Genomic DNA, 10128 nt, shown 5'->3' on the forward strand with positions numbered 1-10128 from the left:
TTAGCCATGCATGCCGCCCTCCGACGCGACTGCCCTACTCTGTTGATTCCGTACTAACGATAAGTGATGATTATCGTCAGTACATGCCCTATTTCATAACGTACACTACATATTATGAAGCGAAATAGCACGCTCCCCGCTTTGTCAGCGACGGCTGCAAATCTGGTGCTGCCCGAGCAGCTGGCGCAGCAGGCCACCGACGCCGTGCGCGAACTGCTCGCCGAAGCGGCTGCCGCCAATACCACCCGCAGCTATGCCACTGCCCTGCGCTACTGGGCCGGCTGGCACCAGGCCCGCTACGGCGTCGAGCTGGCCTTGCCGGCCAGCGAGCCCGTGGTGATCCAGTTCTTGGTCGACCACATTCAGCGCAAGAACAAGACCGGTCTGGTCAGCGAGCTGCCGGCGGCGATCGACCAGGCGCTGGTCGCCGCGGGTCTTAAGGCCAAGATCGGGCCGCTGAAGCTGTCGACGGTGGTCCAGCGCGTCGCCGTGCTATCTACGGCGCACAAGCTCAAGCGCTTGGCCAATCCGTGCGAGCTGCCAAGCGTCCGCACACTCCTGAGTCGGGCCCGGCGCGCGGCGGTCAAACGCGGCGAACGGCCAACCAAAAAAACTGCGATTACCCGGCCAGAGCTTGAAGCCATGCTGGCTACCTGCGATCACAGCCTGGAGGGCCTGCGCGATCGTGCCCTCCTCTGCTTCGGGTTCGCTAGTGGAGGGCGCCGCCGCAGTGAGATCGCGGCCGCCGACATGCGCGACCTGCGCAAGGTCGGTGAGGACGGCTACATCTACCGGCTGGAGTACTCGAAGACGCAGCAGGCCGGGGTGAAGGCGGATTCGACGCCGGACAAGCCGATCCTGGGACGCAGTGCCGAGGCGCTGGCGGCCTGGCTCAAGGCAGCGGATATCCGCGAAGGGGCGATCTTTCGGCGGGTCTGGAAGAATAGGGTGGGCCCTGCCCTTCTCCCGGGCTCGGTGGCTACTATCGTGAAGCGCCGAGCTCGCTTGGCGGGGTTGGAGGGAGACTTTGGGGCGCATAGCTTGCGGTCAGGATTTGTGACCGAGGCCGGCAAGCAAGGCGTCCCACTCCCGGCCGTGATGGCGATGACCGAGCATCGTTCCGTGGCGAGCGTGATTGGGTATTTTCAAGCAGGTGCAGCAGAAGACAATCCGGCAGGCCGTCTTCTCAAGTAGGGCTATCGCGCACCAATCCCGATTGCTTCTCAACGTCGATCCTGGATAGTGCCGCTCGGGTATCGTTAAATCAGGTCTAGGCGGAACCGGCAATGGCGAAGGGTAAAAAGAAGTCCACTCCGACGCTCAAGACCGCAACACCGCGGAAGGCGACGCCGAAGCCCAAGGCGTCGCCCAAGCCCAAGAGGAAGTCCAGCCGCCGAACACGCCCGGCGATAGACGCTGTCCGCGCTTCCCGCGATGGCCACGAGTTCCACGAAGCCTGGGTCGCTCGGAAGTGCCTGGGCTTGCTCCTGCCCGGGGCCGAGTTGGTCGGCATTGCGGTGGAAGGTTTCGCCAACGAGGACCAGCGCGGCGTCTCGAATGAGGGCAATGAGATCGCCGACGCGGTCTTGTACTTCGGAGGCCGGGCGAACCTGCAGCACGCCAAGCGCGTGGTCGTGGTCCAGGTGAAGTACTCCAAGGCGGCCGAGCACAAGCCGTTTCGGGCGGCGGACGCGAAGAAGACGATTGGTAAGTTCGCGCGCACGTATCGCGCCTGCAAGACGTCGCTTGGGACCGACAAGGGTCGGGCAAAGTTGCGGTTCGAGCTGGTCACCAACCGGCCCATCGAGCCCGCGCTGCTCCAGGCCATCGAAGGTCTGGCGGCGCAATGCCCGCTCAAGGGCGACGCGAAAACTCAGGCGAAGCAGGTGGCGGACGCCTGCAAGCTGACGGGCAAGGACCTCGCCGAGTTCGCCGCGCGACTAGACATGATCGGCCTGACCGGCGACCTGCGCGAGAACAAGCAGCAGCTCGCACTCACCCTGGTGGACTGGTCAGACGCGCGGGACCACATGGCCCGCCGCCGTCTCGCGGATATCCGGGAAATGGCACGCGACAAGGCCGGTTTGATCAAGCAGCACCGCAACGTCATCGTGCGCACGGACGTGCTGGCTGCGTTGGGCCTGTCCGACGAAAAGGATCTGCTCCCGGCGCCGGCGAGCTTTCCGCTGATCGGAAAAGTGATTGATCGCGCGCAGTTGGACGACACCGTCCACCGCATCCCGCGGCTCACTCGGCCATTGGTCGTGCATGCCGAAGGCGGGTTCGGAAAGACGGTCTTCATGAACTCGCTGGCCGCCCGCTTGGGCCACGAGCACGAGACGATCCTGTTCGACTGCTTCGGCATGGGCCAATACCGTGCCTCCGACGACAGCAGGCACCTACCAAGCCGCGGTCTAGTGCATATCGCCAATGAGCTCGCCTGTCGAGGCTTGTGCGACCCCATGCTGCCCTCGACCAGCAACAGTGAAGACATCCTTCGCGCCTTCCGCGTGCGCCTGGAACAAGCCGTCGCGACCTTGCGCCGCGGCTCGGCGGATCGGCAACTGGTCCTGCTGCTCGACGCAATCGATAACGCCAGCGAGATCGCTCGCGATCGCAATCAGGATTCGTTCCCGCGCCTGTTGCTGCAGAGCCTGGAGCACGGCGCAGCGATCGCCGGTCTGCAGGTGGTCGTCAGTGCCCGAACGCACCGGCGGCTCGCCGCAAGCGGCGAGATCTCCGCCGACGAGCTCGAACTGGCGCCGTTCGTCGAGCGAGAGACACGTGCGTTCCTGCGCACCCGCGTGAGCAAGCTGACCGAGACGATGGTCCAAGTGGGCCAGGCGCGGTCCAAGGGCAATGCTCGTGTGCTGGAACACTTGGCCGCGGAACCTGGTCTGCTGGCGCCGAGCGAGATCGACAAGCCGATCGCGCTGGACGATCTGATCCAGCACCGCATTGACCAGGCCTTGGCTGAGGCACGCAAGCTGGGCAATGCCGATCGCAGCATCCGCGCTTTTCTGGCGGGTCTAGCCACCTTGCCGCCGCCCGTGCCGCTCAAGGAGTTTGCGCAAGTTAACGGCATGGCCGAAGGCGCGGTCGTCAGCTTCGCGGCAGACCTGTCGCCGCTGCTGGAGCAGACCAAGCATGGCCTGATGTTCCGCGACGAGCCCACCGAAACCCTCATCCGGCGCAACTATGCCGGCGCCGCGGCGCCGCTGCATGAGCTGGCGACGAACCTGTTCGCCATGCAGGGCGAGTCGGTCTATGCCGCCACGACGCTTCCCGACCTGCTGCTGCAGTTGGAGGATGGCGAGAAGCTCTTCCAGTTGGCCTTCGACGAACGGCTGCCTGCGAGCGTCACTGGTATCGTAGGCCAACAGAAAATTCGCCATGCGCGACTTCGCGCCGCCGTGGCGCACGCCGTTCGCGTCAACGACCTCGACCAACTCGTACCGTTGCTGGTTGAATTGTCGACCCTCGCCGCGATGGACCAGCGGGGAACGACGTATCTGCTGGACTACCCCGATCTCGTGGTCGCCTCGGCCGATCCGGATTCCCTTCGGCGCATCTTCGAGGCACGAACCCCGTGGCCCGGTTCCCGCCACGCCCGTCTGGCGATTGCGCATGGGCTGATGGGCGAGACCGCCGAGGCAATCTGGCATGCCCGGTGGGTTGCTGAGTGGCTGCAGCACTACTTCCACCAGAAGAGCGACGCGCATGACCGAGTGCACCCAACGGTGCTGGACTTGGCGGCGCTCCCGTTCTGCTACCTGCTCAGAGGCGACGGCAAGGCGGCGGCTCGAGACCTATCGGGTTGGGTCAGCGCCGAGTACGGGTACGACACCGCCACGGCGATGTTCCTGCTGGCGCGCCGGCCCGATGCCGCGCACTTGCTCCCGCCCGAGGTGATCCGGGCCTGTGTTGATGCGCTGGCGTCGATTGGGCCGATCGCTGCGGCAATTCGTTACACCACCGGCAGCCTGGAGCAGCAACGCGCCCCGCTCGAGTCGCTCGCGGCGGCATGCATGGCGGACGGACCGGTCAAGCTTCGGGATCACTACCGGCCCGACGAACGCCCGTTGGTGCAGGGCATGGTGGAGGCTGCGGCGAAGGCGGTGCGGTTGGGGATGCCTGCCCAATCCGCCGCAATCCTTGCGGCGTTGCCCATGGTACCGCCCGGCCTGCACGTGTTCATGGACTCGTACTGGATCGGTGAGATCACCACGTACATCGCGCGGCAGGTCATCACCTGCTGCGCGACCGGCACCCTGATTGGTCCCCGCGACTTGCTGCCGCGCGAACTGGCCGAACACGCCGCAGCATTACCTCCGCATCTGCCGGACACGGAGTTCGTCACCGCGCTCAAGGAGGCACTCGACGCGGACTACCAGGCGAAAGCCAAGGCCGCCCGGGACGCCAACGAAGATACGCGCCATTACTACAGCCGCAACGCATCGGCCGCGCAGTTCCTCAATGAGCGATTGCCGCGCTGGCTCGATATCGCGCGTGACTTTGCACAGGCTGTTGTCGGTTCCGATTCCGCGGCACCTACCTTGGCGCCGCTGACGGCCCAATGGATCACGCTTCGCAACACCGAGGATTACCACTCGGGCGGCCGCTCGGCGCGACAGCAGCACAACGCGGTCGGCGAGCGCTTGTTGGCGTTGGCTCTTGCGGCGAATGACGAATTTCCAGCCAACGAGGTCGCGGCCTATATCAAAGCTGTCAGCGAACCGGACACCACGTCCGTGTCCCACCTGATCGGGCTCGTTGCCCTACTGGCGTCCCGGCCAGCGTTCCATGCTATGGCCGGCGCGCTCGCAATCAAGGCGAGCGTCGCCACCGAAAAGGAACACGATGTCACCGATCGCGCTGCACACTTCGCGCGCCTCGGGCAGGCGATCGCTACGGCAAGCCCCGTCGAAGCGGTCGTGTACTTCCGTAAGGGGCTCGAGCAAATGGATGCGATCGGCTCGGGCGACTACCGCTTTGTCGAGGGGTTGATGCACTTCGCCGGCGCTTTGACCGGCGAGGGTCTCGGCCAGCGCGAGAGCCATACCTTGTCCAACATTTGCGAGCTCAATTTCGGCGAGGAGCAGAAGTTTCACTGGGGTTCCTATGGCACCGCAATGAGCCGGGTATCCGGTGTGGCCGGGCTCGCCAGGTTGGCGCGGTGGCAGGACCGCGGGCGAATCTCGTTGGACTACACGCTGTTGCCGTACGTGCGGGCCTTGCTGGAGGACGACAAGCTCGACGCCGAGCTCGCCCTGACGCTCTTGCGACTGTCGAATCCAGCCGAGCTCTACGTGTGCGGGACCACGCAGCTAGTCGCCACCCTCGAATCCAATCCGTCCGCACGCGTGCCCGCCGTGGCCACCGAACTCGTCGCGCAATACCTGCAGAACAACCCCGGTTCACTGGGCTCGGAAACGCCCCGCGCGCTTGCCCGCTTCGCCGGCGCCGTGCTGGGTCAGGACGCATGGCTGCGCCAGTACTTGGACTCGGCGGCGGATCGGATCGACGTCAAGCGCGATGACCACAACACGCGCGCTAATTGGCGCGCGCCCGGGACCGATGCGGCGCCTCGAACTTGGGAAGACGAGCAGGCCGCGGCGAAGACGCGCTTCCTGCAGCTCTCCGCGGACACCGATCCGCTCGATGAGGTCGCAGTTGGGCGCGTCCTCGATGCGGCGCGCGCGCATCACCGGAACATGCGCTTCACGAGCGATGTCCTCGATACGCTGCGAGTGAAGGTAGCTTTCAAGCAATGGCCTGACTATCTGGCACTGATCGCGCGGCTCGAGATGTTGGACCTGTACGAGAAAGAACGCGAGCTGCGCACATGTAAGGAACAATGGGCCGGCTCCTCGCTCGCCGTCGCCGACGCGCTTAAGGCATGTGCACCGGTCATCGCACGGGTGAATGCGCGCGAATACATTTCCTTCGACTACCTATCGGACTCGCACGTCCGCGCCCTCGAGGAGATCTGTGGTCTGGCGCGCCGCGACGTGCTGATGCTCCTCATCCACGAGTTCACCCGTCCCAAGATGCCGGTGCCGGCCTCGGTGTGGCTCAACTTCGCTGCGGAGTTCAACGGGAAGACGTCGCACGGCGTGGGCGAGACGGCGCTGACGCGCCTGCTGCAGAGCGGACCGGCGAAGCTTGCGTCCAACACGGAGGACGGGACGTGGCAGGAAGCGATGACCTTTACTGGGGATGCGGTCGAGGCCGTCGCAGGAATGACCTGGTTCCAGCTCGGTTCGCCCATCACCCGGCAGCGGTGGTTCGCCGCCCATAGCCTGCGCACAGCGGTCCGCCTGGAACGCGCCGAGGTACTGGATGGGGTGGTTGCAAAGTATCGGCGTCGCGACGCAGTTCCCTTCCAGGCGCCGGAGTTGCCGTTCTTCTACCAGCACGCCCAGCTCTGGTTGTTGATCGCGATGGCGCGCATCGCACTAGAGGCGCCCGAGATCGTTGCTCGGCATGCCGATTTCCTCGAAACGATCGCCTTGGACGCCGTCGACCGCCATGTGCTTCGGCGGCATTTCGCGGCGCAGGCCCTGCTGGCCTGTGTGAATGCAGGTGAGGTGCGCCTGTCGAAGGCACGGGTCCAGAAGTTGCAGCGGGTCAATCGATCGAGCTTCGCGGCCCGCAAGGAGAAGGACTACTACGGGAGCGACTTCTCCCCCACACGCCCCAAGGGCATGGCCGAGCCCCAGCCCGCACTGCATCTGGACTACGACTTCAGCAAGGACGACGTTGCACAACTGACGAGTCTGTTCCGACGGCCGCATTGGAAAACGGTGGATGCCCTCGTCGCCAAGGTGCGTGAACACGATGCCGATATCGAGTTCATGAGCGATCGCAAAGGGCGGTCGCGACCGGGGCGTGACCGCTACACGCGCGGCATCGACGCCGAGTACCAAGCTTACGGCGAGCAGCTGGCTTGGCACGCCTTGTTCTCGGTAGCCGGCGATCTGCTCGCCGCGCACCCGGTGGTCTGGCGCGGCTACGAACAGGAAGATCCGTGGGAGGACTGGCTCTCGCGCGAGGTCGTGACGCATCCGGCGGGCTTGTGGCTCGCGGACGGGATGGACCGCCAACCCCTGGACACCTGGGTCTCCTTGATGGCCATGGGCGACACCGCGATGGACCTCACCGCGGATCCGGCCGCATTGAAGTCGTTGCTCGGGATCGGCGATTCAGTGGGAGACTGGCTCACCGTCGATGGCAGTTGGCACTCCAACGAGAACGTCGAGATCCGGGTGATGTCGGCGCTGGCGCCGCGGGACCGGAGCGCCGCATTGGCCGAGGAGGTGGCCGCGCAGGGCCCCTTCCAAGCCTATTTGCCGCAGCTGCAGATGTACGAAGACGACGGGGTGGCCTCGAAGCGCGATGCGCCCTACCTGCCGTGGATCGTGCGCAAGGAGGCCCATGCGCATCTGGACGAGACCGACGCCCTGGGCGCCGACGGCGCGGTGCAGCGCCCGCGCTTGAGCCAGGACGCCACCGCGTTCGCCAAGCTGCGATTTGTCGATCCGTTCGAACGGACCTGGGAGAACGCCGCCGGCGAGACCGTGGTACGGGCCGACGCATGGATCGAATCAAGCCGACAGGAGGAAGGTGCGAGCGAAGGCTCACGCCTGTGGTGCCGTACCGACGTCGTGCGCGCGTACCTGGAGGCCCGCGACGCCGACCTGATGTGGCTGGTGCGCCTGCGCCGCCACGATGCTGGCTACGGCAGAGAGCGCGGCCGCTACTGGCATACCACCGCTGTCATCCGGATGAGTCCTTCGCTCGAGGTGAGCTACACCCCGGGCCGGTCGCACGAAATGGAAGAATCGAAGTTCTAGCGTGCTTTCGGCGCGGTAGCGCGCGTCAGCGGATGTGGGCGGCCGTGTTAGTGTCAAGGCTGCCAGAAGCTACCACCCCCACGGGGGGGGGGGAGCACGAGTAAAGTCACCGCCGAGTCGGCGGCAAGGGAATCGTCGGGAATCTGGATGGTCTGGCCCAACTATCGATCAAACGGGCCGACGCACCACACTGCCGAGGGCCACGTGGTGTTGGCCTGCTATGCGTATGACCGGCGTCGGCATTGCGGGAATTGCCCACGTCATCTTTCGGCTTTGGCGGAAGTTCTGTTCGGGTCGGAAGTGCCCTTCCCTACCCCCGACAAATCCATCTAATCCCCTGCCCCAGCCGATGTCAGCTACCAGCCAAAAGGAGACATCGAATGCCATGTTGAGCCGCCGCTGGCGCCAGCGAGCGTCGGATGTCGTCAACCGCTCGGCGGTGCCATGGATGCATTCGATGATGTCATCATCGGCGAACCACAACGGGAGCGATTGAGTGGCCATCCCCTTTTCTGAAGAACAAGTACACGAGCAGTTGTTGGCGATGGGCATGGAAACGGTCGTGATGGATTCGGCCGAGCTGACTCAAGCCTTGGAAGGCCCCGCCTTGCTGCCCGAAGTAGATGATGAGGAGGGCAGCTTCGAGCTGTGGCGCATTATCAAGCAGCGCGCTTTGCAGCGCATCGATCGTATCCACGATAGCGTCCGCTACGGAACGTTCGTCGGTAGCAAAGTCGACCTGCCCACGGACAGTACCAAGCCGATGCAGCTCGACTTGTTGGGCTACCACGAAGACGGCATTTTCGTACTTGAGCTCAAGGTCGGCAGTTCATCCGAACGGAACGCGTTCTCTGAGTTGCTAGCCTATAGCAACTACATCGCCCAAATGTTCGCGCTTTCGGGGCCGGCAGACATCGCCAACGTTCTGGTGGCGCCCATGGGGGCGAAAATCACTCGCCATGCGTACCTGTATGACCTGCTCATCTCCAATCGGGACGTCATCGCTTACCGCCCAATCTTTTCGGAGCAGACGCTTGAAAGCTTGAAGCTGGAGCTGTACGTCCCGACAGATGAGGATTTCCGCTACTTCGCAAATAGGCTGCTATCGCACCAGGCGATGGGCTGCGTTGTCGCCTCGTTCCACGACCTAAAAGGCTGGTACGACAGTGAGGAGGATGAGGGAAACCTCAACGATTACACCCGCGAGGCGTTGGGCGCCCTGAGTACGTATGCCGCGCAGTTAATGGAGGCCGAGCAGCTGCACGGATTCGTGTTCGTCCGCAAGCCCTGGAAAGAGCTCCCTCGGTACTACCGCAACAGCCTGATTGTATGTGCCGTCAACCCGTTCCTGGTGGCCGATCCGGAGCGCTCAGTCCCGATGTTCGAGCAGATGGACGAGCAGCATCGCGACATTTTCATCGAGAGCCCGCGGTACGCCTTCGATGGTCGGCTGCTGCGCCTCGCCAAGCGCGCTATTGACGACTGCCTGGCGCACGGAACCGAATGCGAGCGCGAGGTGCCTCTATGGGAGGGTATGGTTCACGAGCTTCAAGAAGTGGTCTTGACGCACAACTTTGGCTTTCGCCCGACCGGCATCTTCCGCGAGGCGTACGTGGCCTCCCTACAAGCGTTGTACATTCGCAGGGCGGCCGGAAGCGACGAAGACGCTAGCACCCTGAAAGTCGACGAGGTGAACAATTGGATGCGCGCCTGGATGTTCATGGAGATGTGCGGGTTCGTTGCCGGGGAGGCAGATGGTGTTGTTGACGACGAGGAGGCTGACGAAGAGGGGCCGGCACCGTAGGCCGACCTGCCACCCGACGTGCCCCCGGTTTTGAGTAGCAATGAGATTCGGGGCAATGTTGGACGTAACCGTGAACGGCGGCTATGGGTCGCGGATTCAACCGATCGACGCAACACACTGAAGGCTGTACAGGCAGCGGGTGTGTTGCAGATGAAGCACAGGAAAAGAATCCATTACACCGATAGCCAGAAGGCCCTGATGTGGGATCGCTGGCAACGCGGCGAGCCGGTGCATCGGATCGCCGCCCTGTTTGACCGGCATGCCAGCTCCGTCCGCAACATCCTGATTCGGCACGGCGGCATTCGCCCGCCACCGAGGCGGCGGTCACCGCGGGCGCTGAGTCTGGCCGAGCGCGAGGAGATCTCCCGCGGGCTGGCAGCAGGACGGTCGCTCCGTGCGATCGCCGCTTCGCTGGGGCGGGCGCCCTCCACGGTGAGTCGGGAGATCGATCGCAACGGTGGCGCTCAA

4 protein-coding genes are annotated in these 10128 nt (G+C 64.3%); all 4 read left to right on the top strand.

The features are described 5' to 3' along the window. Nucleotides 1–114 precede the first annotated feature (114 nt). On the top strand, nt 115–1194 hold the full coding sequence (locus ACT53R_RS19505) for a site-specific integrase (protein WP_476173582.1): 1080 nt from the start codon (nt 115–117) through the stop codon (nt 1192–1194). 92 nt (nt 1195–1286) lie between these two features. Beyond that, entirely contained in the window at nt 1287–7856 is a 6570-nt protein-coding gene (locus ACT53R_RS19510) for an NACHT domain-containing protein (RefSeq protein ID WP_476173583.1), read from the top strand. A 496-nt stretch (nt 7857–8352) separates the two neighbouring features. Beyond that, nucleotides 8353–9660, top strand: coding sequence for a hypothetical protein (locus ACT53R_RS19515; RefSeq protein ID WP_476173584.1), 1308 nt, complete (start codon nt 8353–8355; stop codon nt 9658–9660). 150 nt (nt 9661–9810) lie between these two features. After that, on the top strand, nt 9811–10128 hold a 318-nt coding region (locus ACT53R_RS19520), incomplete at its 3' end, for a helix-turn-helix domain-containing protein (protein WP_476173585.1).

It is taken from the genome of Lysobacter sp. DMC104 (assembly GCF_056313665.1).